The following is a 26,138-nucleotide window of genomic DNA, read 5'->3' on the forward strand; positions in this document are numbered from 1 at the left end:
GCCCAATGTCTTTTCCGCCAGCAAACATTCGCCATCGTCTACGCTGGCGGCGTGGATATCTTGAGCGACGAGCTATCTCGCGCCCGCGCGCAGGGAGCGGTCTTCTCGGTGCTGCACCAGGTCCGGCCATGGGGCCTGCGCTTCGGAGGCCGCCGGCCCCTCACCGCGCACATCCTGCTTGAAGGAACCGGCTTCATCGTGCGCGCCGGAGCCGACCCGATCCCCCTGCAACCCCGAGACGTCGTGCTCGCGACGGCCGGGACGCCGTACGAGATCGTGAGCGAAGTCGGGGCACCGACGGTTCCGATCGGAGCGGCGCGCGAGAAACCGCTCTCTGCGAAGGATCTCGACGGACCGGCCGACGCGCTCGTCATGTGTGGCGCCTACGTGCTGAGCGGCAGCGTCGGCGAATCGCTGCTGCAGAGCCTGCCGGGCATCGCGATCGTCGCCGGCCGCGATCAGGATCCGGCCCACGCCGCAGCGATCGACCTGCTCGCGGCCGAGGCGCGCGCCACCGACTCCGGTCAGCAAGCGCTCCTCGACCGCCTCCTCGACGTGAACCTCGTCTACGCGCTCCGCGCGTGGTGGCGCAGCACCGACGCGGCACCCGGGTGGTACCGCGCACTCGGGAACCCACCGATCCGCAGCGTTCTGGAGCAACTCCACGCCGACCCCGCCCTCGACTGGACCCTGCCGGCAATGTCTCGGGCTGCCGGGCTGTCCCGAGCGGCCTTCGCCGCCCAATTCGCACGCGTCGTCGGCGTACCGGCTGGGCGTTATCTGACCCAGCTGCGGATGAGACGCGCCGAGGATGCGCTCTCCCGCACTGATCTCACCCTGGCGGCGATCGCCGGCAGCGTCGGTTACAGCAACGAATTCGCCTTCGCCACCGCGTTCCGCCGCCACCATGGCATCTCCCCCGGACGCTGGCGCGGAAATCTGAAAAGGTGAGCAGCATGAGCACCTCCGAGAACGTAGAGAGCGCGTACCCGCGGCGCATGCACACCGCGCTCGACGCGCTGGATGCACGAGAGCTCGCCGAGTTCTATCGGCAGCTTCTCGGTCTGCGGTACCGGCCGGGCGACGAGCCGCCGACGGACGGTACGGCGGACGATGCCGGCTGGCTCGTGCTGGTCGACGACGACGGCAACCGGCAGCTCGCCGTCAACCGGACCGATGTGTTGCCCCGCTCGACGTGGCCGTCGCCTGAGGTTCCGATGCAGATGCACCTCGATTACGCCGTACCGACGGTTGAGGCCCTGCACCTGCATCGGCGGCGGGCGGAGGAGCTCGGAGCCCAGGTTCTGATGGACCGGACCGGTGTAGAGTCCGAGCCTTTGTACGTCCTGGCCGATCCGGCAGGTCATCCGTTCTGTCTATTGGTGGGGGTGCCATGAGCAAGCAAACGGGGTTCGCCTCGGTCAACGGACTGGAGCTGTACTACGAGATCCACGGCTCGGGCGGGACACCGTTGGTGCTGCTGCACGGCGGCCTGTTCAACATCGACCTGCAGTTCGGCGCGCTGCTGCCGGGGCTGGCCGAGGGCCGTCAGGTCATCGCCGTCGACTTCCAGGCGCACGGCCGGACGAACGACATCGACCGCCCGCTGAGCACCAGCAATCTCGCGTCCGACGTCGTCGGCCTGCTCCAGGAGCTCGGCGTACCGCAGGTTGATCTGTTCGGGTTCAGCGTCGGTGGAGCGGTTGCTCTGGAGCTCGCGATCAAGCACCCCGAGCTCGTGCGCAAGGCCGTGATCTCGTCGGTCTCGTTCACGGTCGACGGCATGCGGTCCGAGAACGCGGGCGCCGTCGGAGCGATGAAGGTCGAGATGATCGCCGGTACGCCGATGGAGGCCGACTACCTGGCCAAGTCACCACACCCCGACCACGAACACCTGCAGGCGCTGCTCGACAAACTGGGCGCCTTCATGGGCTCGGTGACCGATTGGTCCGAAGACGACATCCGCGGGATCGACGCGCCCACGCTGTTCACGGTCGGCGACTGCGACATGGTGAAGCTGGAGCACGCCGTCCGCTTCCTGCAGCTGCGCGGCGGCGACACCAACGGCGACTTCACCGGCGTACCGGCCTCGCAACTGGCCGTCTTCCCCGGCACCACCCACTTCAACGGCCTGGCCCGCACCAACCTCGTCCTCGACTCCGTCACCACGTTCCTCGACGCCGACTGACCACAGTGCCGGCCCGTCCACTCAACCTGCCGCAGCAGCTCACGGCCTTCACCTGCACGATCGACGGGGCCGGCCGGATCTTGATGGTTCGGCACGAACGGCTGGGCGTGGTCCGCTGGGAAGTACCCGGCGGCCACGTCGAACCCGGCGAGACGGCCGCCGAAGCCGCAGCCCGCGAGACCGCCGAAGAGACCGGTGTCGTTGTCACGCCCGGCCAAATCGTCGCCGACTGCGTGCATCACTGGCGCGGGCGAAGCGTCGAGATCGTGTACTTCGAAGCCTCACCACGACCGCCCTTCGAGCTGGGTACGGCGGACGCGCGGATCAGCGCGGTGGACTGGATCGACCCGGCCGAGCTCGCGCCCGAGGAGACCTCGGCGCTTGGCTGGCCGGTTGTCCAACACGTTGCTTCCGGTAACAGCTCCGTGCTGCACCTGGGCGCATCGCACCATCAGACGTCAGCTGGCTGGGAACCCCTGATCACCTGGAGCCGGCTGTGCTCTGAGTAGGGTCGGAGCATGTTTCGTGAGGCTGAGTCAGCGGACTTTGCGAGCGTGATGCGGTTGTACGGGCAACTGCATCCCAACGACCCGATCGTCCCGGAAGAGCGTGCTGTCGCGACGTACGACCAGATCCTGCGAACGCCCGGGATGCACCTGTTCGTGCTGGAAGACGCTGGCGACGTGGTCGCTTCGACCTACCTGAACCTGGTCCCGAACCTCAGCCGGGGCGCGGCGCCGTACGGGGTGGTGGAGAACGTGATCGTGGACTCGGCGCGCCGCGGGACCGGTCTCGGGAAGGCGATCATGGCCGGGACGCTCCAGGCCGCGTGGGACGCCGGTTGCTACAAGGTGATGCTGCTGACCGGGTCCAAGCGTGAATCGACGCACGCCTACTACCGGACCTGTGGTTTCGACTCGGGTGAGAAGACGGGTTTCGTGGCGCATCCGCCCTCCTGACAGGATCGTGCAAATGATGGCGAGCATTGGTCTACGGAAACCTGCGTCCCACAACGTTCACTGGAGAGGTAACCAACCATGACGTTGTAGGAGATAGGCGCGATCATGCAAATTGCTGTCATCACTGGTGGAAGCTCCGGAATCGGTCAGGCCACGGCCTTCGAGGTCGCGAAGCGCGGTATCGGCGTCATCCTCACCTACCACGGCAGCGCCGAGCGCGGGCTCGAGACAGCCGAGCGGATCGAGAAGGACGGCGGTACGGCGGTCGCGCTGCGGCTGGACGTGAGCAGCCAGGGAGCGCTCTCCGGTTTCCGGGACGCGATCTCGGCCGCGCTGCGGGACAAGTGGGGACGCGACACCTTCGACTTCCTGGTCAACAACGCCGGTGTCGGGCAGCCGCCGGTTCCGTTCGAGGACACCACCGAGGAACTGTTCGACCAGATGGTCGGCGTGCACCTGAAGGGTCCGTACTTCCTCACCCAGACGCTGCTGCCGCTGATCGCGGACGGTGGAGCGGTCGTCTTCACCACCAGCTCGGCCGGCCTGCTCAGCGCGCGGCCGTCGAACGGGTACTCGGTCTACGGGAGTGTGAAGGGCGCCCAGGTCGTGCTCACCCGCTACCTCGCCAAGGAGCTCAGCGCCCGCGGGATCCGGGTGAACGCCGTCGCTCCCGGCGTCACCCGCACCCGCCTCGGCGGCGACGCCTTCGCTCAGCACCCGGAGCTGATCCCGCCGATCGCCGACAACACCGCACTCGGCCGCATCGGCGAGTCCGAAGACGTCGCCGCCGTGATCACCTTCCTCCTCTCCCCCGAAGGCCGCTGGGTCACCGCCCAAACGCTCGAAGCCTCCGGCGGCTACGACCTCTGAGGCGGCCAGGCACCTCCTTGCTCCGCAGCACGGGCGAGCGCGTACTCCGGATCGGACTTCGGGATCCGTGCCTGTGCGCGCTCGGCGGCCGACGTACACAAAGTGAGCAGCACCTGGTTCTTCGGACGGACCGGCGGGGTGAGGACCCGGGCAGCCGCCGGCCTCGCGGGTCGCGTGGTCGCCACCAGGTAGCTGAACTTCTCGTCCTCGTAGTTACGAGTGCCGGCCTTGAGTCGCCGATGCAGTTCGGTGCGCGGCAGCCGGACAGCGAAATGGCACCAGTCGGGCTCGATGAGCGGGCACCGGAGTTGATGTGGGCAGGGCGCAGCGATGGTGAACCCGAGACGGATCAGTTGGTCGCGGGCCTCGACGATGTGCCGATATCCACGCGGGGTGCCGGGTTCGACCACGACGATCGTGCTGGCGGAGGCCGCCGCGGCAGAGAGAACGCTCTCCCGCGTCTCCGCCGTCAGCTCGTTGAGAACGTACGCGACCGTCACCAGCTCGACCGAGGCCGACGGTTGCCAGTCGCGAAGGTCCGCCTTCGACCACACGGGAGTTGGGCTCCACGTGCTGAGCCTGCGCCCCAGCGCGACAGCGACGGCTTGGCGTTCGACGATCCGGGTCTGGATGCCCGGCCAGATCGAGGCGGCGGCCCAGGCAGCAGCGCCTGTTCCGCCGCCCAGGTCGAGGTGGGTGGTCGCCTCGCCCACATGAAGATCGGCCGCACGCAACGCGGCCTGGATCGCCCGGTAGGTGGCCGGCATCCGCACCACGGCGTATGCCAGGCAGTCGAGCTCATCGCGCAAGGCGGGGAGCGTATCGATGAGGCCCGCTTGGCGATAGCGGGCGGAGAGTTCAGCCGCGCGGGTGCGAAGTACGTCGTACTTCACGCTGGTGATCGCGCGCAACAGGACAGCATGCAGTTGGGTGTCCACGGAGGACATGGCAGAGCTCCGGTTCAGCTGGTACGGAGTGCGCAGCGCGCACGGGACCCGCGGCCAACGCCGCGACGCACCAACCGGTCCGGTAGCCCAGAAGAGAGCTCAGAAGGAGGAGTTGGTACGCAACCGGACTGCCATGCAAGTCATCACGTACCTCCTCAACACCGCATCCAGCAGCGGCTCTCGCTCACACGGTAGCCAGCAACCGGCCACCGCGACCACTCATTTACGGCCGTTGATCGTGCAGATGCAGGCGCGGTTGCCCTGGGCGTCGGCGAGCACGGTGAACGACGGGTACTCGTCGAAGACGACGGTGCCGCCGGCGGCCACGGCAGCCTCGATCCGGGCCGGCGCCTGCGCGATCGGCATCCACAGGTCGTAGTGGAAACGCTGGCGCGGCGTCTCGTGCTCGGACGTCTTCTGGAACCACAGGTCCGGCGTACGGCCGGTGGGGTCGACCACCTCGAGATGGTTCTTGTAGTTGGCGGCGTCGCCGGTGAGCAGCGCGGCCCAGAACGGACCGATCTCGTCCGCGTCGTGCGTGTCGAGGCCCAGCTCGGTGAGAAAGATGCCGTCCAGATCGGCCTTCAGGCCGCGCGCCGCGGCCAGCTCGGTGATGCCACGCGCCAGGTCGACGTCGAGCTGCGTCACCGTGGTCCGGACATCCCCGTCGCTGTCCACCGCGCCGGGCGTGGCCAGCTTGAGGTCGACGAACGTCGAGGTCGCGCGGACCTCCGGATCGTGTCCGTCGGCGAGCTCCGCCACCGCTTGGGCGAACCCGAGGCCGTCCGCGAGCGATCCGACCAGGTAGCGCGCGTGCAGCGCCGTCGACAACTTGCTCCAGTCGGCCAGGCCCGCGGCCTGGATGGTCTCCACCGTCAATACGTCCATGCGCCGAGGCTAGACGAAGGCGCCGACAATTCTCGTGTGATAAAAGACCATCACCGCCATCCGCAGTGAACGGAGCAGCATGTACCGACGGCTCGTGCTCAAGTTGTCCGGCCAAGCGATCGCTGGGGGTGACGAGTTCGGATTCGACAGCGACCGCCTCACGCACCTGGCGACCGAGGTGATCGCGCTGCGCGCCACCGGCGTCCAGGTCGCGGTGATCGTCGGCGGCGGCAACGTGTTCCGCGGCAACCGCGCCGAGGACTGGGGCATCGACCGGGTCGAGGCCGACAACATCGGCATGCTCGGTACCGTCATCAACGCCGTCCTGCTCCGCGGCCGGCTCGCCGCCCTCGGCGCGCACGGGGTCCGGCTGATGACCGCGGTCCCGATCAACAACATCGCCGAGCCGTACATCCGGATGCGCGCGTTGCGGCACCTGGAGAAGGGCTCGATCGTGGTCCTTGCCGGAGGCAACGGTCAGCCGTTCACCACCACCGACTACCCGGCCGTACAGCGCGCCGTCGAGCTCGAGGCCGACGCCCTCCTGGTGGCCAAGAACGGTGCCGACGGGGTGTACGACGCCGACCCGAACAAGTTCCCCGACGCGACCCGGTTCGACCACCTCAGCTACGAGGAGATCATCGACCGCGGCCTCGGCGTGATGGACCAGTCCGCCTTCATCCTGGCCCGCGACCACCGGCTGCCACTGCACGTCTTCGACATCGACCGGCCGTCCGCTGCCGCCTCCATCAGCAGCGGCAAACACATCGGCACGCTGATCAACTGAGCTCGGCCGCGATCCGCCGTACGTGGGGCTCGATCCAGTCCCCACCGGCGGCGATCTCGGCGCGCAACGCCATCAGGGACCACAGGATCCGGTACTGCGAGAAGATCCGGTCGAGCTCGCGGTCCGGGGTCAGCCCGTAGCCGGCGAGTACGACGGCGGTGTCCGCGGTCATCGTGAATCGCGCGACGTCGAACAGCGGATCGCCGTACAGGCTGTCGCCCCAGTCGAGGATCCCGGTCAGCTGGTCGGCGTCGGCGTACAGGTGCCTTAGATGTAGGTCGCCGTGCAGCAGGGCCGGCGTCACGTCGGCGACCTGCGCGATGAACGGAGGGAGCGCTCTCCGGAGCTGGTCGGCGAGGCCCGGTGGGACGAGGTCGTCGAGGGCGTCCACTGGTGCCTGCAGCGTCGCCGGCCAGTCGGCTTCGGCGTGCACAGTGTGGAGTTCGCGCAGGTGTCCTGCGGCGGCGTGGACTACCGCGGGCGCGTCGGACGGTGCGCCAGGTAGCTCGCCCATGAGTAGGTAGGGCACGGCCAGGTCGGTGGCGAGAACGCGGGGTGCGGGGATGCCGAGGCGCTGGCCGTTCTCGAGAGCGTGGGACTCGGCGGCGATCGTGGCGCCGGTCTTCAGGTAGGCGGTCGCGCCGTTGACGGCGCGGAGGCGGAACGTCTGGTTGCCGACGAACCCCTGCACGGGTTCGACGGACTCGATCGGTCCGAGGACCGCGGCGGCGTACTGGCTGGCTTCAGCTGGCTGCACAGGGCTCCTTTAGCTGGGGGCTAAAACGTTTGGACGGATCTCGGGCGCGTTGGTCTACTCGGAGTGTTGTCCGGAACCCGAGCCAAGGAGTACATCGTGCGATCTCACGTCCTGTCTGTCATGGAAGGAACGGACATCTGCTCTGAGGACATGAGGCTGCGTGAAAGTACTGAATCTTGGGATCCTGGCGCATGTCGACGCCGGTAAGACCAGTCTGACCGAGCGGCTGCTCTACGCCGCCGGAGTCATCGACGAGATCGGTAGCGTCGACGACGGTAGTACCCAGACCGACTCCCTCGCGCTGGAACGCCAGCGTGGGATCACGATCAAGTCGGCGGTCGTGTCGTTCACGATCGGCCGGGCCGACCCGGTGACGGTCAACCTGATCGACACTCCCGGTCACCCGGACTTCATCGCCGAGGTCGAGCGCGCGTTGAGCGTGCTCGACGGTGCGGTGCTGGTGGTGTCCGCGGTCGAGGGCGTGCAGGCGCAGACGCGGGTGCTGATGCGGACGTTGCAGCGGCTGCGGATTCCGACGCTGATCTTCGTGAACAAGATCGACCGGCGCGGCGCCCAGTACGACGGTGTGCTGAAGGAGATCACCGACAAGCTCTCGCCGGCCGTCGTACCGATGGGGTCGGTGACGGGCCTCGGTACGCGAACCGCCGCCTTCACCGCACATCCGGCCCCGGGCGCGCTGATCGAAGTGCTCGCCGAGAACGACGACGAGCTGCTGAGAACATTCGTGGAGAACGAGAAAGCGCTCTCTGACGACGCTCTCCAGCGCTCACTCGGTCAGCAAACCGCCCAGTCCCTGGTGCACCCGGTGTACTTCGGATCCGCGATCACCGGCAGCGGCGTCGATGCGCTGAGCAACGGGATCCGCACGTTGCTGCCACCGGCGAGAACGGGCGAGAGAGCGCTCTACGGCGTGATCTTCAAGGTCGAGCGTGGTGCAGCCGGCGAGAAGATCGCGTACGTCCGGATGTTCTCCGGCACCCTGCAGGTGCGCGACCGCATCCGGTACGGCGCCAGTGGTGGCGACGCGAAGATCACCGCGGTGCGCGTGTTCGCGAACGGCGCGGCCGTGATCGCCAGTCAGGTCGTCGCGGGTCAGATCGCCCAGCTGTGGGGACTGCCCGACGTACAGATCGGTGATCGCGTGTTCGCCGGCGACGACGTACCAGCGCAGGCCGCTGCTGGTGGATTCTTTGCGCCGCCGACGCTGGAAACCGTGGTCACGCCGCAGCGGCTCGGCGATCAGGGGAAACTCCGGGAAGCGCTCTCTCAGCTCTCCGAACAGGATCCGCTGATCAACGTGCGCCAGGACGACCTGCGGCAGGAGACCTCCGTCTCGCTGTACGGCGAGGTGCAGAAGGAGGTCATCCAGACAACGCTCGCCGCCGAGTTCGGCATCGACGTCACCTTCCGGGAGACCACGACGATCTGTGTCGAGCGCGTCCGCGGTGTCGGAGCGGCGTTCGAGATCAAGAAGAAGGACGGCAACCCGTTCCTCGCCACGATCGGCCTGCGCGTCGAACCGGCACCTGTCGACGCGGGCGTGACCTTCGAGCTGGAGGTCGAGCTCGGCTCGATGCCGTACGCGTTCATCAAGGCCGTCGAAGAAACAGTCCGGGAAACGCTCTCTCAAGGTCTGCACGGATGGGCAGTCCCAGACGCCCGGGTGTACCTGACGCACTCCGGATATTCGGCACGCCAGAGTCATGCCCACGCCGTCTTCGACAAGAGCATGTCGAGCACGGCCGGAGACTTCCGCAACCTCACTCCCCTGGTCCTGATGACCGCCCTCCGACAAGCCGGTACGTCGGTCCACGAGCCCATGCACCGTTTCCAACTCGAGGTCCCGACCGACACCACGAGCGCAGTCCTCTCCGCACTCGCCCGCCTCCGCGCCATCCCCGACGTACCGGCCCTCGCCACCGACACCTCGGTCCTCGAAGGAGCCATCCCCGCAGCCGCGGTCTACCAACTCGAACAACAACTCCCCGCCCTCACCCGAGGCGAAGGCGTCCTCGAATCCACCTTCTCCCACTACCACCCAGTCCCCGGCACCCCGCCCGACCGTCCCCGCACCGACCACAACCCCCTCAACCGCCGCGACTACCTCCTCCACACCCAACGCCGCATCTAGCCTGGGATCATGACTGACTTCATCGCGGGGCTTCCCAAGGCTGAACTGCACGTTCATCTGGAAGCAAGCCTCGAGCCCGAGCTGCTGTTCACGCTTGCCGAACGCAACGAAGTCAGCCTGCCCTGGTCAAGCCTCGACGAGTTGCGGGCGGCGTACAGCTTCACCGGGCTCGAGCACTTTCTCCCCCTGTTGTTCCAGGCAGCATCAGTGCTGCGCCGGGGACAGGACTTCTACGACCTCACCCACGCCTATCTCACGCGCGCGGCCGCCGACGGCGTACGGCGGACCGAGATGTTCCTCGGCGTCCAGACCTTCCTCGAGGCCGGTGTGCCGATCGGCGATCAGGTCGACAGTGCGCTGGCGGCGATCGCCGACGCCCGCCGCGATCTCGGCATCGACGGCGCCCTGATGGTGACCAGCCAGCGGCATCGGTCGCAGGCCGATGCCCTCGAGGTGCTGGACCTGATCGCGCCCTGGGGCGACCAGATCATCGGCATCGGCCTGGGCGCCGCCGAGCGCGGGAACCCGCCGGCCAAGTTCGCCCAGTACTACGAGACCGCCCGCAACCGCGGTTATCGGACCACCATTCACGCCGGCGAGGACGGCCCGGCCGACTACGTGAGTGAGGCCCTCGACGTGTGCCGACCTGATCGCATCGATCACGGTGTCGCCGCAGCGACGGATCCAGCCCTGGTCACGCGCCTGCGTGATGAAGGCATCCCGCTTACCGTCTGCCCGCTGTCGAACGTGGCTTTACAGGTGGTGCCGTCGATGGCCGAACACCCGTTGCGGATGCTGTTCGAGGCCGGCGTCGTGGTCACCGTGAACTCCGACGACCCGCCGTACTTCGGCGGCTACGTCAACGACAACTACGTGGCCGTCCACGAGCACCTCGGCCTGGACAACGCCGTACTGGCCGAGCTCGCGCGGAACAGCTTCCGCGCCTCCTTCGACGACCCGGCCACCATCGCCGAACACCTCGCAGCCGTCGACGCCTACGCCGCACAGTCCTGATCAGGGGCCCTGCCAGTACCTGGATCACTACGGTCTCCCAGACGTCCTGGACTCCTGACAGCCTGCTGCCACAGCACAAGGGACGGAGACCCATGACGGACCACCAATTCACCAGTCACACAGGACTTTTCGACCTGAGCGGGAAGTACGCACTTGTCACCGGCGGCACCAGCGGCATCGGGATGATGATCGCGCGCGGCCTGCTGCAGGCCGGCGCCCGCGTCGTGATCAGCTCACGCAATGTAGACACCTGTGCGCAGGCACAACAGCAACTGTCGGATTTCGGCGAGGTGCAAGCGATCCCCGCCGACCTGTCCCAGTACGCCGAATGCCGGCGCCTCGCCGATCTCGTCACGGCCGACGAGGAGAAGCTGGACATCCTGGTCAACAACGCGGGAGCGATGCGGCGCGAGCCGTTGGAGACCTTCCCGGCCGAGGCCTGGGACACCGTGGTCGACCTCAACCTCAAGGCGCCGTTCTGGCTGGTGCAGGCGTTGCTCCCCGCCCTTCGCAAGGCGGGCACCGCAGATGATCCCGCGCGGATCATCAACATCGGCAGTATCGCCGCCATCCACGTCGCCGCGTCGCCGAACTACTCGTACGCGGGCAGCAAGGCGGGATTGCATCAACTCACCAGAGTGCTTGCCCGCGAACTCGGCCCTCAGCACGTGACCGTGAACGCGGTAGCCCCCGGACCGTTCCCGTCGCGGATGATGGCGGCCACGCTCGATGCCGTCGGTGACACGATCGCGGCGAAGGCTCCGCTGCGCCGGCTCGGGCGCGACGACGACATGGCAGGGGTCGCCGTGTTCCTCGCCAGCCGGGCCGGTGCTTACCTCACAGGCGCCGTCGTCCCGGTCGACGGTGGCATCGCCACGACCGCAACAGGTACCTAGAACGCAGGTGGGGGGTACCGGCAGTACCTCCCATCGCCTGCAGACCCCGGCCTAGAGTAGAGACGTGGTGACCATCGATCTGCGCACAGAGATCAAGGAGTTCCTGAGCTCGCGCCGCGCGCGGATCGCGCCCGAGCGGGCCGGGCTGCCCGCCTATGGCAGCAACCGCCGGGTGAAGGGTCTGCGTCGCGAAGAGGTAGCTCTGCTGGCCGGCGTATCGGTCGACTACTACGTGCGGATGGAGCGCGGCGGCCTGGCCGGGGCCTCCGATGGCGTACTCGACGCCCTGGCCGTTGCCCTTCAGCTTGACGAGGCTGAGCGCGATCACCTGTTCGACCTTGCCCGGCAGTCCGGGTCGCCGCGCAGTCCACGCCGCCGACGGCCCACCGAGACCGTGCGTCCGGCGCTGCAGCAGGTGCTCGAGGCAATGACCGATGCGCCGGCCTGGATCTGCAACAGCCGGTACGACGTCCTGGCCACCAACCAACTGGCTCGCGCACTGTACTCACCGGTGCTGGCGGAGGCCCGACGGCCGGCGAACACCGCACGGTTCGTGTACCTGGATCCCGCATCGGCTCAGACGTTCTTCGTCGACTACGACCGCATCGCACGCGATGTCGCCGCGAAGCTCCGGTTGGAGGCCGGACGCACTCCGCATGACGAGGACCTGATCGCCCTGGTCGGTGAGTTGTCAACACAGAGTGAGCTCTTCCGGCAACGGTGGGCATCGCAGGACGTCAGGCTCCACCGGTCTGGACGCAAGCGTCTACACCATCCGGTCGTGGGCCGGCTGGACCTGGACGTCGAGTCGATGGAGCTGCCTGCCGATCCTGGCCTGCGCCTGAACGTCTACACCGCGCCCGTCGGTACCGCGGCCGCGGACGGACTAGCGCTCTTGGCGTCGTGGGCGGCCGGCCAGGAGAAGTCCGCGGCCGAGACTCAGACGCTCACCTGAGCCTCGATCGCGTCGGCGGCTCCCACTCCGAGGTCGCGGCCCGGGCGCCGATCGCCGGCCGAGTTTGTCTGCCATCATCGACCTGATGAACGTCATCATGTCGTAGCAGAACAGGTCCGGCCGGTCGTCGGCATCACCGGTCGCGAAGCCCGCACGAACCCGGTCAGCATCGCGCTGAGATCCGCGGTCGTCTGACCACCGGGTGACACCTTCACCGGCTTCGGGATCCAGTCCAGCTCGACGAAGGTGGCCCCTGCGGCCTTGACGGCACTCCGGTACGACGGACCGGTCGCATACGTGACGCGGTGACCGCGCCGTACCAGCTCGGCGACCAGCGGGAGGGTCGGATTGAGGTGCCCGGCGGCCGGGATGGTCAGGAACGCGATGTGTTTACCCATAACGGGATGCATCATCGCGAGCGATCCGCAGGCGAGCGAGTGGATTTGCCTCTCCGGGCAGCTACGGCTGATAGGTGCCGTGGACAACATTCGCGCCGAGCTCGTCGTCGACCGCGATCTCCGCGGTCAGACCGTGCTCGAGCAGCACCGCGTGCGCCGGCGGAGCCTGCTGATCACTCATCTCGACGAACAGATGCCCACCCGGTGCGAGCCACTCGGCCGCACCGGCGGCGACCCGGCGGAAGGTGCTCAATCCATCCGGGCCGCCGTCCAGCGTGACGCGCGGCTCGTACAGCCGTGCCTCGGGCGGCAGCAGGCGGATCTCGTCGGTCGGCACATACGGCACGTTCGACAGCAACACGTCGATCCGCCCTCGCAGCTCGGCCGGCAGAGCGTCGTACAGATCGCCTTGAGAAACCGCTCCCTGCCAGGGCGCGAGGTTGCGCTCGGCGCAGCGGACGGCGGCAGGCTCGATGTCGGCCGCGTACAGCGAGACCTGCCGCTCGGCGGCAACTGCCGCGCCCAAGGCGCCCGCGCCGCAGCAGAGGTCGACCACAACGGCGCCCGAGGCGGTCACCCGCAGCGCCTGCTCGACCAAGAACTCGGTACGGCGACGCGGGATGAACACCCCGGGATCGACCGCGATCCGCAAACCGCGGAACCACGCCCAGCCGACGACATACTCCAGCGGTACGCCGGAGATCCGGCGTACCGTCATCGCCTCGCGCTCGGCCGCGTTCCGCGCGGTCTCCACGATCAGCGCGGCCTCGTCCTCGGCGAACACGCAGCCGGCCGCGCGCAGGCGGTTGACGAGGTCGCCGAGGTCGACAGGCGAAAGCGGAACGGACACTGCGCAGGACCCTACCGGAACGCGTTCTCCCCGGTCAGCTCCGCCGAGACCGTCCACAACCTGGCCGCGGAGTCCGGGTCGACGGCGTACGGACGCACGCCCGGGCTGTCGTCGGTGGACAGCTCCGCGATCTCGCAGTCCTCGCAGAACAGTCCGCCGAGACCCTCGAGCTTCGGTGAGGTGGCTGCCCAGACCTGGGTGGCGGCGCCCTGCTCAGGCGACTTGAAGCCCGGGTTCAACGGGTTGCCTTCGGCATCGATCCAGCCGAGCCCGACCATCTCCTCGCGCTCCAGGTGCCGCTGCAGCGGAGTCAGGATGCCGCCCGGGTGCAACGCGAACGCGCGCACACCGGAATCCTTGCCCAGGGCATCGAGCTGCACGGCGAAGAGAGCGTTTGCTGTCTTGGCCTGACCATAGGCCTGCCACTTCTCGTAGCCCTGCTCGAACTGTAGGTCGTCCCAGCGGATGTCCGAACGCCGGTGCCCGCTCGACGACACCGAGATCACCCGGGCGCCACCGCCGGCGGCCAGCGCGGGCCAGAGCCGGTTCACGAGCGTGAAGTGACCGAGGTGGTTGGTCGCGAACTGCGCCTCCCAGCCGGGACCGACCCGGGTCTCCGGCGCGGCCATGATTGCGGCGTTGTCGATCATCAGATCGATGCTCCGGCCCGAGGCCAGGAACCGGTCGGCGAACGCGCGGACGCTGTCGAGATCTCCGAGATCCAGCTCATCGATCTCTACACCGGAAATCTCGGAGAGCCCAATCTCAGAAAGCACCGTCTTGGCAATATCCGGGCGGCGAGCCGGGACGAGCACGTGCGCGCCGGCCTTCGCCAGGGCGCGGGTCGTCTCCAGACCGAGGCCGGAGTAGCCACCGGTGACCACCGCCAGCTTGCCGGTCAGATCGATACCGTCGAGGACCTCGTCCGCAGTGCTGTCGTGCCCGAACCCAGAACCGATTGCGTGCTGTCCAGTCATGCCTTCGACACTACGAGCTAGAGTGCACTCGAAGTCAAGCTTGCCGTCAGGCGTTGCAGAGCTGGGTTCGGATTGTCGGGACTCCAGCAGGCGTGCAGCGTCACCGAATGCGCGTCAGCCGCCTCCAGTTCACGGTAGCTCACGCCCTCGACGCGCATCGCCATGATCGACCGCGGGATCAGCGCACACCCCAACCCTGCCCGCACCAACGCGAGCATCGTCGGGACTTGCGAGGCCAACTGACTGACGGCGTACCGATCCATGCCGATCATCGCCGCGCAGATGTCATGCAGGTACTGCGATCCCTCCGGGCTGTACCCGATGTATTCGTCGGTCACATCGGCCAGCGTCACCGGGGCGTCGCCGCCGGCCAGTGGATGGTTCTCCGGTACGGCGAGCACCAGGTCCTCGGAGTGAACCAGAACCGAGGCGAACTGCTCCGGGATCGGCGGCCGCACCAGGCCGATGTCGATCTTCAGGTCCGCCAGCGCCTCGAACTGATCCGGACTGACCAGCTCCGTGAGCTCAGACGTCACGGCCGGCGCGTGCTTGGCGACCGTGGTCAGGAAGTCAGCCAGTACGGCGTACGCGCCGATCGCGGTGAATGCGATCCGCAGCGTTCCCGTGATCCCGTCAGCTGCGCGGCGCGCGGCCTCGGGGGCGACCTCGAGCAGCGCGAGGACGCGGCGAGCGTGATCCAGGAACGCGTCGCCGGCCGCGGTCATCCGCACGCCCCGGCCGGTCCGGTCGAACAGCTTGACCCCGAGAGAGCGCTCTAACCCCTGGATCTGCCGGGTGAGCGGGGGCTGGGTCAGGTTCAGGCGCTGGGCCGCGCGGCCGTAGTGGAGTTCCTCGGCGACGGCGACGAACCCGCGGAGCTGCTGCAGCGAGAGATCCATGCCAGCACGGTATCGGTTCATGCGAAATCGGGCTTGGACCTGCATAACGGAAAGCGCCTACCGTCGAGATCACCACGGAACTGAGGAGCTGACCCTGTGTCGAATTCTGGGCTGAGACTGGCCGCGCTGATGTCGCCGGCGCGGGCCGCCGATGTGGTGGACGCCGCGACGCGGCGCCTGCTCGACGAGCGGTTCGAGGTGGTCTGGGCGACCGAGCAGCACCTCGCCGGTACCGATGACCCGGCGAAGCCGGCCGCGCTCGACCCGGCCGCCGTACCCGAGTTGGTGGCGGGTGCGGACGTTGTACTGACGAGCTGGGGTACGCCGACGCTCGGCAAGGAACTGTGGTCCGACGGAACCGGGCCGAAGGTGGTCGCGCACGCGGCCGGCACGGTGAAGAACCTGATCGACCCGGCCATCCTCGAGCAGGGAGTCGCGGTGTTCTCGGCCGGGCCGCGGATCGCGTGGTCGGTCGGTGAGTACTGCCTCGCGGCGATGCTCACGCTGGCGCGGCGACTCCCCCGGTTCGACGGCGCGATCCGGGCCGGCGGGTGGAAGCAGTCCGGTTTCCGCGGTCATGAGGTCGCCGGGGCGAAGGTCGGCATCGTCGGAGCGAGCAGTACCGCCCGCGCGCTGATCACGCTGCTGAAGCCTTTCGGCTGCGACATCGTCGTGTACGACCCGTACCTGAGCGCCGAGCGTGCTGCGCAGCTCGGAGTACGCACGGCCGAGCTCGGAGAAACGGTAGAGAGCGCTTTCTTGACGATCCACGTGCCGAACGTGCCGGAGACCAAGGGCATGATCACCCGCGAGCTGATCGGCCGGATCCCCGACGGCTCGGTCGTGGTCAACTCCTCCCGCGGACCGGCGATCGACCAGCAGGCACTCCTTGACCACGTCCTCGACGGCCGCCTGTACGCGGCGATGGACGTCTACGACCCCGAGCCGCCGAGCTTCGGAGAGAGCGTTCTCCGGGCCGAGAACCTGTTGCTCAGCCCGCACATCGCCGGTGACTCGGTCGAAGGTCACCTCGCCCTCGCCGGCTACGTCCTCGGCGATGCCCTGGCGTGGCTGGACAACGGCACCCGCGGCCCAAGCTTCGTCGACCCGGCCACTTGGTCGATCGCGGCCTGAAGGGACGACCCCATGAGCACAGAACCAACCGCCACAAGCCCCAGCCCGACGAGCACACCCCCAACGCACACACCCCCGGCAAGCCCAGAGGTGATGGCGTCGGGATCGACGAGCCCAGGCCGGGCAGGTCCGGGGACGACGGGATCGGCGGCCCCAGGAGCTTTGGGGTTGGGAGGGGTGGGGGCCCTTGGGGGTGGGGGGCGGATTCGGCGGGTTGAGGTGTTTCCGGTCGCGGTGCCGTTTGCGCGGAAGTTCGTGCTGGGCAGCGGGGCGGTGGGGGCACCGGACAGCAGACCGGATCAGGCGGCCGCGGTGATCTTCGTGAAGCTGACTACCGAGGACGGGGTCGTCGGGTGGGGAGAGCAGAGAGCGCTCCCCAGTTGGAGCTACGAGACCGCGGAGACGATGGCGGTGATCATCCGCCGGCACCTCACCCCGATCCTGCTCGAGCTCACGCCGTTCGACGTCGAGCTCTTCCACCAGCGCGCGGCGAAGCGGCTGAGCCCCGCCGTCTCCAACGGCTTCCCGTTCGCCCGTGCCGCCGTCGACGTCGCGATGCACGACGCGGCCGGCAAGCTCGCCGGGATCCCGGTACACGCACTCCTCGGCGGCAAGATCCACGACGAGATCCCACTGTGTTCCGCGATCGGCGTCGGCGACCAGGACACCGTCCGCGAGCACGCCGTCCAGTCAGCGGACTATGCGGCGTACAAGGTGAAGATCGGTGGCGACCTGGACGCGGATGCCGCGGCGATCCGAACCGTTGCGGAGGTTGCCGGAGGCAAGCCGCTCTGGTTGGACGCCAACCAGTCCTACCGCCCGAGCGCACTCAAGCAACTGCTCGACCGCACGCACGACGTCCATACCATCCACTGTGTCGAGCAGCCGGTGCCCAGCACCGACACCTTGGCCATGGCGCGGCTGCGGGGCTTGATCGACCTCCCCATCGCGATCGACGAGGGCAGCTTCTCCGCCCAGGACCTCGCCCGGGCGATCCGCCTCGAGGCGGCCGACCTGGTCGTGGTCAAGATCTGCAAGTCGGGCGGTCTGCGGAACGCCCTCAAGACCGCTCAGACAGCGCTCTCCGGCGGTCTCGAGATTCTGGCCAGCGGACTCACCGACTGCGGGATCGCGTTTGCTGCCGCGCTGCACGTCTTCAGCCAGCTCGAGCTCGCGCTGCCCGCCGAGCTGAACGGGCCGGAGCTCCTCTCCGACCTGTATGTCGAAGGACTGACCATCACCAAGGCGGTCGCAACCGTCCCCACCGCCCCAGGCCTCGGCGTACAGGTCGACGAAGAGCGCATCCGCGCCGAATCCATCGACCTCGCCTTCAACTAAAGAGACGTTGAGGAGAGCTATGCCAGCCAAGCTGTCCCGCCGCAGCTTTCTCGAACTCACCGGACTGGCCGGCCTGGGGGCGGCCGTCACCGGATGCTCGACCGGTCCGCCCAGCGGCGCCGCGACCTGGGCGATGTGGTCGAGCAGCGCCGCGGAGAAGAAGGTCTGGGACGACTTCAGCCAGTACGTCGAGCAACAGCTCGGCGTGAAGTCGGTCCCGACCCTCACTCCGTCCAGCGGCTACCCGACCAAACTCGACCTGCAACTCGTCAGCGGTACCGCGAGCCTGGTCACCGCGATCAACGGCACCCTGATCCCGACGTACGCCGCCCGCGGAGCGCACCGGCCGCTCGACGACCTGATCGCGGCCGACCCGGACTTCCACCTGGACGACTTCTACCCGACCAGCCGGCAGATCTCGAGCTTCAACGGCAAGACCTACGCGATCGGCTTCGACGTCGCCCCGACTGTCATGTTCTACAACAAGACGCTGCTGCAGAAGCAAGGCATCCCGCTCCCCTCCCGCACCGAACCGATGCCGTGGGCAACCTTCCGCGACCTGGCCAGGGAGCTGACCGGCAAGGACCAGTACGGCTTCACCTGCGCGCCCGCGATCGACGACCTGGTCTCCTGGATCTACTGCGCCGGCGGCAACGTGATGAACGCCGCGGCCGACCGCAGCACGCTCAACGCGCCCGAGGCGATGAAGGCGATCCAGTTCGTCATCGACCTGTTCGTCAAGGACAAGGTGACGCCGCCGATCAAGAACCTGGTCACCGAGAGTTCGCTGGCCAACTTCATCCAGGGCAACGTCGCCTTCATGCAGAACGGCCCGTGGCAGGTCGTCAACGCCCGCAAGGCGAAGTTCGACTGGGACGTGATCCCGTTCCCGGCCGGAGATGCCGGCAGCACGCCGCGAGTGTCCGGATCCAGCTTCGGAATTCCATCGGGGGTACGCGAGGGCGCCGAGCTCGACCTCGCGTGGAAGCTGCTCAAGACACTCACCAGCACCGGTGCCCTCGACATCTACGCCAAGGCCGGCCGGAACAACCCGGCCCGGCTCAGCGCCGGCAGCGCGTTCCAGCCACCGCCGGACAACCTCGGCATCGTCCAGGACATCCTGGCCGGCAAGGTCGCCGGCGGTCACCCCTTCGACGTCACCACGAACTGGAACCAGGTCAAGCAGCTGCTCGGCCAGGACCTCCCGCGCACGTTCCTCGGCCAGGTGACCGTGAGCGAGGCGATCGCCGGCCTCACTCCACGCCTGGACATCCTGATGCGTCAGCACCAGGACACCGTCCGCCAAGCCACGGCCAGGAAGGGGTGACCCATGGCCGTCGACACCGCACCACTCGCAGCCGCCACACCGACGCTGACGCCAACGTCCAGGCCCACACCCAGGTGGCGCAACCGCGAGTCGCTCACCGCCTGGCTGTTCATCCTGCCCAGCCTGATCGGCTTCCTGATCTTCACCGCCGGCCCCGTCGTCGCGGCCGGAGTCATCTCGCTCCTGGACTGGAACCTGTTCAGCCCACCCAAATGGGTCGGCCTGCGCAACTTCGCGCGACTCGGACCTGACCCGACCTTCTGGTCCGCGCTCGGCAACACGGCGTACTTCACGCTCGTGAGCGTCCCTCTGACCATCCTGGTCAGCCTCCTGCTCGCGCTGCTCCTCAACCAAGGGCTCAAGCGCATCGCGGTCTTCCGCTCGCTGCTGCTGTTGCCGTACGCAACGATCACGGTGGCGGTCGCGTTCGTCTGGATCTGGCTCTACATCCCGCACGACGGCCTGGTGAACGCCGTGCTCGGATGGTTCGGGATCGACGGACCGCAGTGGCTGATCTCGGACAACTGGGCGATGCCCGCACTGATCCTGATGAGCGTCTGGAAGAGCTTCGGCTTCGGCATGGTGGTCTTCCTGGCCGGTCTGCAGGCCATCCCGCAACAGCTCTACGAAGCGGCCCGGGTCGACGGTACGACGAGCTGGCAGACCCTCCGCAACGTCACGCTCCCGATGCTGTCACCGGCACTGTTCTTCGTGATCGTCACCTCGATCATCGGCTCGTTCCAGGTCTTCGACCAGGCGCTGATCATGACCAACGGCGGTCCAGGCACCCGCACGACCACCCTCGTCATGTACATCTACCGGACCGGCTTCGAGAACTACGACCAGGGGTACGCCGCCGCCCAGTCGCTGGTGCTGTTCGCGTTCATCGTGCTGATCACCGCGGCCCAGTTCACCATGCAGCGAAAGCTGGTGCACTATGACAACTGACGTCCGCAAGAAGCTCGTGGTCTTCACCTGCTTCGTCGTCACCGCGCTCACCCTCGTCCCCGTCGTGATGATGGTGCTGGTCGCGTTCCAGTCCGACGCCGAGTCGATGGCGGCCAAGCCGTCGTTCTGGCCGAGCAGCTGGCACCCGGAGAACCTCACCCGCGCCTTCGAACTCGTGCCGCTCGGCAAGTACCTGCTCAACACCATCTACTTCGCCGCCGGCACCACCCTGCTGGAGACCGTGACGGCGGCCCTCGCGGCGTACGCGTTCGCCCGGCTGAACTTCCCCGGCCGCACCTGGCTGTTCGGCATCTACCTGGCCACGCTGATGATCCCGTCGCAGGTCACTCTGATCCCGCAGTTCGTCCTGGTGGCGAAACTGCACGGCATCGACACCTGGCCCGGGATGATCCTGCCGCACGCGTTCACCGCGATCGGCGTCTTCCTGCTGCGCCAGTTCTTCCTCGGTATCCCCCGCGACTACGAGGAAGCGGCTCGCCTCGACGGCGCGAACCGCTGGCAGGCGTTCGTCCGAGTGATCGTGCCCCTCGCCGTACCGGCGATCGCGACCCTGGCAGTCTTCAAGTTCATCGGTCAGTGGAACAACCTGCTCTGGCCGCTCGTCATCTCCAACAGCGACGCGACCCGTACGGCGTCAGTCGGGCTGCAAGTGTTCCAGGACACCAACGGCACTCAGTGGAACCTGCTGCTGATGGCCGCGACCGTCACCACCGTCCCGCTGATCGTGTTGTTCTTCCTGACACAGCGCTGGTTCGTCCGAGGTATCACCATGAGTGGGCTGGGAGGCCGTTGATGATCTGGTCCGTCTTCACCAAACCGTGGGCCGGTCTGCCCGGCGACGAGCTCGGCCGGCTGATCGCCGGACTCGGGTTCGCCGGCGCCGAGGTCCCGGTCCGGGACACGGCCTACGTCACGACGGCGACGGCCGAGGCCGAGCTGCCCACGTTCACCAAGCAGCTCCGCGACGAGGGCATCGAGCCGATCAGCGTCGCCTCCGATCTCACCGAACCGGTCTTCGCCGCCTGCGCGGCAGCCGGCGTACCGATGATCCGGATCATGGCGCCGCTCGGTCCCGACGGCTACACAGCCTCGGTACGGCGGAATCGCGCGCAGCTCGAGGAGTCCGTCGTACTGGCTGAGCGGTATGACGTCCAGGTCGGCGTGCAGCCGCATCACGGCAAGTTCATCCCGTCGACGCTTGGTGTGCTCCAGTTGCTGGAGGGACTACCGGATCGGTTCAAGCTGGTCTGGGATGCGGCCCACGACGCCCTGGCCGGTGACGATCCGGCCGTGACGATCGAGCTCGGCGCCGATCGGCTCGGCATCGTCAACCTGAAGAACGCCAAGTACGTCGAGACCGACGAGGGCTGGAAGACCCAGTTCGGCCAGGCCGACGACGGGTTGGCCGACTGGAACGCCGTACACGCTGCTCTGGTGAAGGCGGACTACGACGGACCGATCTGTCTGACGGCGCAGTATTCGGACCTGACCGTATCGGTCGAGGAACGCGTCCGGAAAGATCTGCGGGCCGCTGTCACATCCTGGGGCCGGGATCCGTCGAGGGAGTGAAGACACCACAACGGAACCAGGAGTACCTCCCATGACTGCTCGCATGCCCAACCCGACCGTGCTGCTGCCGGACGCCATGAAGGGCATCCAGAACATCTTCAAGGCCGTCTACCAAGGCGGAGCGCCGGGTCCGGTGCTGGAGCTCGTGCACCTGCGGGCAAGCCAGATCAACGGCTGCTCGGCCTGCGTGTACGGCGGGATCAAGTCGGCGCTGAAGAACGGCGAGACCGACGAACGCCTGCACCAGGTCGCGGCCTGGCGCGAATCGGACCTGTTCACCGACGCCGAGCGCGCCGCACTCGCGCTGGCCGAGGAGGCGACCCGCATCGCCGACCGCGGCGATGCGGTGTCGGACCCGACGTGGACAGCTGCTACCGAGCACTTCGACGAGAAGCAGCTGTCCGCGATTCTGCTGATGATCGGTCTGACGAACATGTTCAACCGATTCAACGCGGTGACGCGTACGCCCGCGGGCCAGACCTGGTAGGACCTCGGCAGGGACTTGCCGGCCTCAGCTCGGCGTTGGGACCTGAGACCGGCGAGTCACTGATTCAGTCCAGTGGCCTGGACCATGTTGTCAGCTGACTCGTGGTCAGCTGGGGTGAGCCGACGCGAGGATGACCCCACCTGAGACAGGCGCGTCGCCCATCCCCCGGCCACCCCGGACGTACACAGTCGCGCCCCGCTCCGGTGCCTTGGCACCTTCGTCGAGACGCAGCGTGGTGGTCAGACCGCTACTCAGTCTGAGCAAGGCCACGCGTCGCGGCTGAACCGACGGAATCGACGAGGTCACCTCGTGGATGCCGCTGCAGACCGCCGGTTGGATCGAAGCCCGTCCGAGACCTTCGTTGCCGTGACTCCTCACATCACGGCACTGCTCGACGAGCCTTGTCATCGCTGACACACGTCCCCCTTCTTGTCGTTATTACCCCCGAGGGCGGATTGGCGTGGCCGCGTGTCTCACGTGGCCACACACTCCCCCGTCATGCCCGCTCCCGGATACGACGCGGAAGTGATCCGTGAAGCCTTGCTGAGAGTGACGAGGTTTTCAAGGGATGAGTTCAGGAATCCCGCGTTCCGGAACCGTTGTCCAGTAATCGTGCGGACGTTGTCGCGTCACGTAAACGTTGCGCTTTGCCTTACTGGCCACCGAATCCGGTCGTCGCAATGCCTTTGATGATCTGGCGCTGGAAGAACAGGAAGACCACTACGAGCGGTAATGCGGCGAGGATCGCCGAGGCCATGTTCTGTGCGTACTGCAAGCCGTACGCGCTCTTCACGGTCTGCAGGCCGACCGGCAACGTCATCAGGTCGGCGTCGGTGGTCACGATGAATGGCCAGAGGAAGTTGTTCCAGGCACCGATGAACACGAAGATCGCGACCGCCGCCAGGATCGGGCGGGACAACGGCAGCACGATCGACCAGAACACCCGCAGCCGGTTCGCGCCGTCCACCCGCGCCGCGTCCTCGAGCTCGACCGGGATCTGGTCGAAGAAACGTTTCAGGATCAGCACCATCGCCGGTGCGAACGCCTGCGGCAGGATGATTCCCCAATAGGTGTCGACCAGGTTGAAGGCCAGCATCTGCCGGAACAGCGGGACGATCAGCAACTGCGGCGGAATGATGATCGCCGCAATGATCGCGGCGTACAACCACCGCTTGCCCCGGAAGTCGACGCGCGAGAAAGCGTAGCCGGCCAGCGCCGACGTCGCGACCGTGATCAAGGTGATCGCGACCGAGGTCAGCAGGCTGTTCCATGCCCAGGCCGGGATGTCGCCCGCCGCGAGCACCTTGCGATAGGCCTCGAATCCCAAGCCATCCGGCGGATTCAGGCTGATCGACGAAGCGCCGGCGTCCGCCTCGCTCTTGAGCGATGTCAGCACCGACCACGCGAACGGAACCAGCCAGGTCGCGGCCAGGAAGGCCAGCACCAGCAGGGCAACCATCCGCGAGACACTCCACGGATTCTCTCCCGGCTTGTGTCCCTGCTTGATCCCTCGGGACAACGTGTAGGAACTCATGCGGCACTCCTGCGGTTGATCAGCTTGTACTGCGCCAGTGAGACCAGCACGATGATCGCGAAGAACAGGTACGAGATCGCTGACGAGTAACCGAAGCGGTAGCCGGTGAAGCCGGACTCGTAGATGTACTGCACGAGTGAACGCGTCGAACCGGCCGGCCCGCCGTTGGTCAGCATGTAGATCTGGTCGAAGACCTTCAGCGACGCGAGAATCTGCAGCGTCAGGATCAATCCGGTCGTCGGCGCCAACTGCGGGATCACGATCGAGAACAATTGCCGCCACTTACCCGCGCCGTCGATCGCAGCCGCCTCGAACTGCTGCTCCGGAATGTTCTGCAACGCGGCCAGGTAGAGCAGGAAGTTGAAGCCGATCGTCCACCACAACGTGGTGATGACCACCGAGATCATCGCGACCTTCGGATCCTGCAACCACGCCACCGGCCCGATCCCGAACTCGGCCAGGACGCCGTTGATCAGTCCCAGCTTCGGGTTGTACATCCACGACCAGAACATCACCACGACCGTCGAGGCGAGCAGGTAGGGCAGGAAGAACGACAACCGCCACAACCAGCGCCCCGGCAACCCGAGGTTCACCAGCAACGCGAACGCCAGCGACAGAATCACCAGCGGCACCGTGCTCAAGACCGTGAACCACAAGGTGTTTCCGAGCGAATGCCACATGTCCGGGTCGGTCAGCGCCTCGGCGTAGTTCGCGAAACCGATCACCGAGCCACCGGATCCGGTCAGCGTCTCCCCGGTGAAGCTGAGGTAGAGACCGTAGACCGCGGGCACCACGAGAAAGAGGACGAACAGTACGGCGAACGGTGCCGCGAACGCCCATCCGGTCAGGTGCTCCCCGCGCCGGGTGGTCGACATCTTTCCATCCCCTTTCACAGCGGCCCCCTTCACGTCGGCCTCTTGCACCGCGACCCCGCTCACAGCGGCTGCGGACGGTCGAGCAGCACGTTCAGCCGCTTCACGAAGCCCTCGAACCCGGCGGCGGGATCCCCGCTGCCGAGGAAGACGTTCTGCACGTTCTCGGCGAAGTACCGATGGAAGTCACTGCCCGCGCCGCCGAACCACGCGTCCGGGTCGTAGTTCACGTACTCCGGGATCCCCGCGTAGTTCGACTGCGGCTTCAGTGCCTGGTACTCCGAGCTCTTCACCACCGGCTGGTACGCCGGGATGTGGCCGGCACCGGCCCACTTCACCGAGCGCTTGAGGATCTCCGCGACCAGTTGGTACGTGTGCTTACGCCGTACCGGATCGATCTTCGACTGCCGTGGGAGCACGAACGTGTGCGAGTCCGCGTACGCCGCGTCGGTCCCGAACAACGTTGGAATGGGGATCGCGTCGAACGGCAGCTTCGCATCCTTGATCGGGGGCAGCTCCCAGACACCACCGAACAGCATTCCGCTCTCCGCATGCAGGAACTCGCTGGTCGCCGTACCGCCGTCGCCGGCCTTGGTGGCGATCGTGTCGTCGAGCAACGACTGCACGAACTTGAGCGCCTTGACCGCCGCGGCCTCGTCGACCTGCGCCTGCTGGCCGGGCACGAGCTTCATCTCGGCGTTCTGCTGCCGGTAGAACGTGTAGAACAGCCGCCACATCTGCGAGCCGTCGCCGAGGTAGCCGTACGAGAGTCCGTGCTTGCCGGTGACCTTCTGGAGCTTGCGCGCGACCTCGGTGAACTCCTCGGGGGACTTCAGCGTGTGCAGGTCGTCGGTGACTCCGGCCTTCTCCGCGTGCTCGGTGTTGTAGTAGAGCACGAAGGGATGCGTGTCGAGGGCGATCGAGTACAGCTTCCCGTCGTACAGGCCCTTCTGCCACACCAGCGGCGGGAAGTCGCTCTCGTGCAGGCCCACCTCGGCCAGCAGGTCGAGGTCCCACGGCTCGAGCAGGCCGCCGGGCGCGTATCCGGCGATCCGTGACGCGTGCATGATCGCGAGATCGGGTGCACGGCCGCCGGCCGAGGCCATCGCCAGTTTGGTGTAGTACGGCGGGCCCCAGGCCAGCACCGTCTGGGTCGCATGGAAGCCGAGGTTCTGGGCGTTGACGGCGTCCACCAGGCCGGCCATCACGATCCCGTCTCCACCGGTCATCAGGTGCCAGTAGCTGAGGTCGGCGGCCGACCGGGACGCTCCGGGTGAGCATCCGAGCAGGACACCGCCACCGGCGATCGCTGCCGCCGTCCCGAGCAACCGGCGCCGGGAGAAATGCTGGTCCAACGCACTCATTCAGGTC

General features: G+C 67.2%; 28 protein-coding genes. 18 read left to right on the plus strand and 10 right to left on the minus strand.

All coding sequences use genetic code 11. The annotated features are described in order from the left end of the window. The first annotated feature begins 51 nt into the window (after positions 1–51). From ACIA49_RS22745 to ACIA49_RS22770, 6 genes are all read left to right on the plus strand, one after another. Positions 52–951 (plus strand): AraC family transcriptional regulator, encoded by a 900-nt coding sequence (locus ACIA49_RS22745; RefSeq protein WP_396379286.1) that lies wholly within the window; start codon positions 52–54, stop codon positions 949–951. Between the two features lie 5 nt (positions 952–956). Further along, complete coding sequence (locus ACIA49_RS22750; protein ID WP_396379287.1) at positions 957–1,397, plus strand: VOC family protein; 441 nt, start codon at positions 957–959, stop codon at positions 1,395–1,397. Beyond that, positions 1,394–2,188 carry an alpha/beta fold hydrolase gene (locus ACIA49_RS22755; RefSeq protein ID WP_396379289.1) on the plus strand — a complete coding sequence of 265 codons (795 nt, stop codon included), beginning with the start codon at positions 1,394–1,396 and terminating at the stop codon, positions 2,186–2,188. Before ACIA49_RS22750 ends, ACIA49_RS22755 begins: the two co-directional genes overlap by 4 nt. Positions 2,189–2,193: 5 nt before the next feature. Then, positions 2,194–2,697, plus strand: coding sequence for an NUDIX domain-containing protein (locus ACIA49_RS22760; RefSeq protein WP_396379290.1), 504 nt, complete (start codon positions 2,194–2,196; stop codon positions 2,695–2,697). 9 nt (positions 2,698–2,706) lie between these two features. Then, the gene (locus ACIA49_RS22765; protein WP_396379291.1) at positions 2,707–3,147 is read left to right on the plus strand and encodes a GNAT family N-acetyltransferase; all 441 of its coding nucleotides are present in this window, start codon (positions 2,707–2,709) and stop codon (positions 3,145–3,147) included. Between the two features lie 105 nt (positions 3,148–3,252). Continuing rightward, positions 3,253–4,017 (plus strand): SDR family NAD(P)-dependent oxidoreductase, encoded by a 765-nt coding sequence (locus tag ACIA49_RS22770; protein ID WP_396379292.1) that lies wholly within the window; start codon positions 3,253–3,255, stop codon positions 4,015–4,017. On the opposite strand, the gene ACIA49_RS22775 is transcribed toward ACIA49_RS22770, so the two are convergent. Both ACIA49_RS22775 and ACIA49_RS22780 read right to left on the minus strand, forming a co-directional pair. After that, entirely contained in the window at positions 4,005–4,964 is a 960-nt protein-coding gene (locus tag ACIA49_RS22775; RefSeq protein ID WP_396379293.1) for a small ribosomal subunit Rsm22 family protein, read from the minus strand. The genes ACIA49_RS22770 and ACIA49_RS22775 overlap by 13 nt on opposite strands. Positions 4,965–5,183: 219 nt before the next feature. Continuing rightward, entirely contained in the window at positions 5,184–5,852 is a 669-nt protein-coding gene (locus ACIA49_RS22780) for a VOC family protein (RefSeq protein WP_396379294.1), read from the minus strand. A gap of 79 nt (positions 5,853–5,931) precedes the next feature. Here ACIA49_RS22780 and pyrH point away from each other — a divergent pair, with 79 nt between their 5' ends. Further along, positions 5,932–6,639, plus strand: a complete 708-nt coding sequence (gene pyrH, locus ACIA49_RS22785) for a UMP kinase (RefSeq protein WP_396379295.1) — start codon at positions 5,932–5,934, stop codon at positions 6,637–6,639. Here pyrH and ACIA49_RS22790 read toward each other — a convergent pair. Next, positions 6,632–7,396, minus strand: a complete 765-nt coding sequence (locus ACIA49_RS22790) for a phosphotransferase family protein (RefSeq protein ID WP_396379296.1) — start codon at positions 7,394–7,396, stop codon at positions 6,632–6,634. The two genes, pyrH and ACIA49_RS22790, sit on opposite strands and share 8 nt — an antisense overlap. Positions 7,397–7,556: 160 nt before the next feature. Here ACIA49_RS22790 and ACIA49_RS22795 point away from each other — a divergent pair, with 160 nt between their 5' ends. From ACIA49_RS22795 to ACIA49_RS22810, 4 genes are all read left to right on the plus strand, one after another. Further along, positions 7,557–9,548, plus strand: a complete 1,992-nt coding sequence (locus ACIA49_RS22795) for a GTP-binding protein (RefSeq protein WP_396379297.1) — start codon at positions 7,557–7,559, stop codon at positions 9,546–9,548. Between the two features lie 9 nt (positions 9,549–9,557). Further along, the gene (locus ACIA49_RS22800) at positions 9,558–10,562 is read left to right on the plus strand and encodes an adenosine deaminase (protein ID WP_396379298.1); all 1,005 of its coding nucleotides are present in this window, start codon (positions 9,558–9,560) and stop codon (positions 10,560–10,562) included. A gap of 92 nt (positions 10,563–10,654) precedes the next feature. Further along, positions 10,655–11,458, plus strand: coding sequence for an SDR family oxidoreductase (locus tag ACIA49_RS22805; RefSeq protein WP_396379299.1), 804 nt, complete (start codon positions 10,655–10,657; stop codon positions 11,456–11,458). 64 nt (positions 11,459–11,522) lie between these two features. Further along, a complete protein-coding gene (locus ACIA49_RS22810) occupies positions 11,523–12,413 on the plus strand; it encodes a helix-turn-helix transcriptional regulator (protein WP_396379300.1) in 891 nt (296 codons plus the stop codon). Positions 12,414–12,508: 95 nt separating this feature from the next. Here ACIA49_RS22810 and ACIA49_RS22815 read toward each other — a convergent pair whose 3' ends face one another. The 4 genes from ACIA49_RS22815 to ACIA49_RS22830 form a co-directional block, all read right to left on the minus strand. Next, a complete protein-coding gene (locus ACIA49_RS22815; protein ID WP_396379301.1) occupies positions 12,509–12,811 on the minus strand; it encodes a hypothetical protein in 303 nt (100 codons plus the stop codon). Between the two features lie 61 nt (positions 12,812–12,872). Next, the gene (locus tag ACIA49_RS22820; protein WP_396379302.1) at positions 12,873–13,661 is read right to left on the minus strand and encodes a putative protein N(5)-glutamine methyltransferase; all 789 of its coding nucleotides are present in this window, start codon (positions 13,659–13,661) and stop codon (positions 12,873–12,875) included. An 11-nt stretch (positions 13,662–13,672) separates the two neighbouring features. Then, complete coding sequence (locus ACIA49_RS22825) at positions 13,673–14,638, minus strand: SDR family NAD(P)-dependent oxidoreductase (RefSeq protein WP_396379303.1); 966 nt, start codon at positions 14,636–14,638, stop codon at positions 13,673–13,675. 17 nt (positions 14,639–14,655) lie between these two features. Further along, a complete protein-coding gene (locus ACIA49_RS22830; protein ID WP_396379304.1) occupies positions 14,656–15,537 on the minus strand; it encodes a LysR substrate-binding domain-containing protein in 882 nt (293 codons plus the stop codon). Between the two features lie 96 nt (positions 15,538–15,633). Here ACIA49_RS22830 and ACIA49_RS22835 point away from each other — a divergent pair, with 96 nt between their 5' ends. The 7 genes from ACIA49_RS22835 (at position 15,634) to ACIA49_RS22865 (ending at position 22,361) form a co-directional block, all read left to right on the plus strand. After that, entirely contained in the window at positions 15,634–16,671 is a 1,038-nt protein-coding gene (locus tag ACIA49_RS22835) for a hydroxyacid dehydrogenase (protein WP_396379305.1), read from the plus strand. A gap of 234 nt (positions 16,672–16,905) precedes the next feature. Next, positions 16,906–18,009: a mandelate racemase/muconate lactonizing enzyme family protein gene (locus ACIA49_RS22840; RefSeq protein WP_396379306.1), complete on the plus strand. Its 1,104-nt coding sequence runs from the start codon at positions 16,906–16,908 to the stop codon at positions 18,007–18,009. Positions 18,010–18,028: 19 nt separating this feature from the next. Next, positions 18,029–19,336 carry an ABC transporter substrate-binding protein gene (locus ACIA49_RS22845; RefSeq protein ID WP_396379307.1) on the plus strand — a complete coding sequence of 436 codons (1,308 nt, stop codon included), beginning with the start codon at positions 18,029–18,031 and terminating at the stop codon, positions 19,334–19,336. 3 nt (positions 19,337–19,339) lie between these two features. After that, entirely contained in the window at positions 19,340–20,284 is a 945-nt protein-coding gene (locus ACIA49_RS22850; RefSeq protein ID WP_396379308.1) for a carbohydrate ABC transporter permease, read from the plus strand. After that, on the plus strand, positions 20,274–21,098 hold the full coding sequence (locus tag ACIA49_RS22855) for a carbohydrate ABC transporter permease (protein ID WP_396379309.1): 825 nt from the start codon (positions 20,274–20,276) through the stop codon (positions 21,096–21,098). The genes ACIA49_RS22850 and ACIA49_RS22855 overlap by 11 nt, the downstream gene beginning before the upstream one ends. Beyond that, positions 21,098–21,874: a sugar phosphate isomerase/epimerase family protein gene (locus ACIA49_RS22860; protein WP_396379310.1), complete on the plus strand. Its 777-nt coding sequence runs from the start codon at positions 21,098–21,100 to the stop codon at positions 21,872–21,874. The genes ACIA49_RS22855 and ACIA49_RS22860 overlap by 1 nt, the downstream gene beginning before the upstream one ends. Before the next feature lie 31 nt (positions 21,875–21,905). Then, the gene (locus ACIA49_RS22865; RefSeq protein ID WP_396379311.1) at positions 21,906–22,361 is read left to right on the plus strand and encodes a carboxymuconolactone decarboxylase family protein; all 456 of its coding nucleotides are present in this window, start codon (positions 21,906–21,908) and stop codon (positions 22,359–22,361) included. A gap of 652 nt (positions 22,362–23,013) precedes the next feature. On the opposite strand, the gene ACIA49_RS22870 is transcribed toward ACIA49_RS22865, so the two are convergent. From ACIA49_RS22870 to ACIA49_RS22880, 3 genes are read right to left on the minus strand one after another with little or no spacing between them, the layout of a single operon-like run. After that, the gene (locus tag ACIA49_RS22870) at positions 23,014–23,895 is read right to left on the minus strand and encodes a carbohydrate ABC transporter permease (protein ID WP_396379312.1); all 882 of its coding nucleotides are present in this window, start codon (positions 23,893–23,895) and stop codon (positions 23,014–23,016) included. Continuing rightward, positions 23,892–24,770, minus strand: coding sequence for a carbohydrate ABC transporter permease (locus ACIA49_RS22875; RefSeq protein WP_396379313.1), 879 nt, complete (start codon positions 24,768–24,770; stop codon positions 23,892–23,894). Before ACIA49_RS22875 ends, ACIA49_RS22870 begins: the two co-directional genes overlap by 4 nt. Positions 24,771–24,829: 59 nt before the next feature. After that, positions 24,830–26,131, minus strand: a complete 1,302-nt coding sequence (locus tag ACIA49_RS22880; RefSeq protein WP_396379315.1) for an extracellular solute-binding protein — start codon at positions 26,129–26,131, stop codon at positions 24,830–24,832. Positions 26,132–26,138 lie beyond the last annotated feature (7 nt).

The sequence above is a fragment of the Kribbella sp. NPDC051587 genome (assembly GCF_044453945.1).
Classification (GTDB): Bacteria; Actinomycetota; Actinomycetes; order Propionibacteriales; family Kribbellaceae; genus Kribbella.

What these genes read in the sequence shown, in the direction of transcription:
- ACIA49_RS22750 (WP_396379287.1), top strand. Translation starts at nt 957, where the DNA reads ATGAGCACCTCCGAGAACGTAGAGAGCGCGTACCCGCGGCGCATGCAC.
- ACIA49_RS22755 (WP_396379289.1), top strand. Translation starts at nt 1,394, where the DNA reads ATGAGCAAGCAAACGGGGTTCGCCTCGGTCAACGGACTGGAGCTGTAC.
- ACIA49_RS22765 (WP_396379291.1), top strand. Translation starts at nt 2,707, where the DNA reads ATGTTTCGTGAGGCTGAGTCAGCGGACTTTGCGAGCGTGATGCGGTTG.
- ACIA49_RS22770 (WP_396379292.1), top strand. Translation starts at nt 3,253, where the DNA reads ATGCAAATTGCTGTCATCACTGGTGGAAGCTCCGGAATCGGTCAGGCC.
- ACIA49_RS22775 (WP_396379293.1), bottom strand. Translation starts at nt 4,964, where the DNA reads ATGTCCTCCGTGGACACCCAACTGCATGCTGTCCTGTTGCGCGCGATC.
- ACIA49_RS22780 (WP_396379294.1), bottom strand. Translation starts at nt 5,852, where the DNA reads ATGGACGTATTGACGGTGGAGACCATCCAGGCCGCGGGCCTGGCCGAC.
- pyrH (WP_396379295.1), top strand. Translation starts at nt 5,932, where the DNA reads ATGTACCGACGGCTCGTGCTCAAGTTGTCCGGCCAAGCGATCGCTGGG.
- ACIA49_RS22800 (WP_396379298.1), top strand. Translation starts at nt 9,558, where the DNA reads ATGACTGACTTCATCGCGGGGCTTCCCAAGGCTGAACTGCACGTTCAT.
- ACIA49_RS22805 (WP_396379299.1), top strand. Translation starts at nt 10,655, where the DNA reads ATGACGGACCACCAATTCACCAGTCACACAGGACTTTTCGACCTGAGC.
- ACIA49_RS22815 (WP_396379301.1), bottom strand. Translation starts at nt 12,811, where the DNA reads ATGGGTAAACACATCGCGTTCCTGACCATCCCGGCCGCCGGGCACCTC.
- ACIA49_RS22825 (WP_396379303.1), bottom strand. Translation starts at nt 14,638, where the DNA reads ATGACTGGACAGCACGCAATCGGTTCTGGGTTCGGGCACGACAGCACT.
- ACIA49_RS22830 (WP_396379304.1), bottom strand. Translation starts at nt 15,537, where the DNA reads ATGGATCTCTCGCTGCAGCAGCTCCGCGGGTTCGTCGCCGTCGCCGAG.
- ACIA49_RS22845 (WP_396379307.1), top strand. Translation starts at nt 18,029, where the DNA reads ATGCCAGCCAAGCTGTCCCGCCGCAGCTTTCTCGAACTCACCGGACTG.
- ACIA49_RS22850 (WP_396379308.1), top strand. Translation starts at nt 19,340, where the DNA reads ATGGCCGTCGACACCGCACCACTCGCAGCCGCCACACCGACGCTGACG.
- ACIA49_RS22855 (WP_396379309.1), top strand. Translation starts at nt 20,274, where the DNA reads ATGACAACTGACGTCCGCAAGAAGCTCGTGGTCTTCACCTGCTTCGTC.
- ACIA49_RS22860 (WP_396379310.1), top strand. Translation starts at nt 21,098, where the DNA reads ATGATCTGGTCCGTCTTCACCAAACCGTGGGCCGGTCTGCCCGGCGAC.
- ACIA49_RS22865 (WP_396379311.1), top strand. Translation starts at nt 21,906, where the DNA reads ATGACTGCTCGCATGCCCAACCCGACCGTGCTGCTGCCGGACGCCATG.
- ACIA49_RS22870 (WP_396379312.1), bottom strand. Translation starts at nt 23,895, where the DNA reads ATGAGTTCCTACACGTTGTCCCGAGGGATCAAGCAGGGACACAAGCCG.
- ACIA49_RS22875 (WP_396379313.1), bottom strand. Translation starts at nt 24,770, where the DNA reads ATGTCGACCACCCGGCGCGGGGAGCACCTGACCGGATGGGCGTTCGCG.
- ACIA49_RS22880 (WP_396379315.1), bottom strand. Translation starts at nt 26,131, where the DNA reads ATGAGTGCGTTGGACCAGCATTTCTCCCGGCGCCGGTTGCTCGGGACG.